Origin of the sequence: Halomonas marinisediminis (assembly GCF_004347715.1) — a bacterium.
Classification (GTDB): domain Bacteria; phylum Pseudomonadota; class Gammaproteobacteria; order Pseudomonadales; family Halomonadaceae; genus Halomonas; species Halomonas icarae.
Genome location: NZ_SLTR01000762.1, coordinates 1 through 229, shown reverse-complemented (window position 1 = coordinate 229; position 229 = coordinate 1). Strand labels below are relative to the sequence as shown.

Here is a 229-nt window from a genome sequence, read left to right as displayed (position 1 = left end):
AAAGCCAGGCGGCGCCGACCGGCTTCGGCCCTTTCTATGCCGAGCCCGGCACCGTGGCCGAGCCGCTGCCCCGCCGTGCGCGACAGATCGAGTTCGTCGGCGACTCGCACACCGTTGGCTATGGTGTCACATCGCCTACACGCACCTGCTCGGAGGCGGATGTATGGGCGACGACCGATACGTCCCGCGGCTTCGGTGCGATGCTGGCCCGGCGTTATGGGGCGGACTA

At 68.6% G+C, this 229-nt stretch carries 1 pseudogene; it reads left to right on the top strand.

The window, feature by feature from the left end:
- A pseudogene (locus E0702_RS18450) lies at positions 1–229 on the top strand (hypothetical protein); the annotation flags it as partial.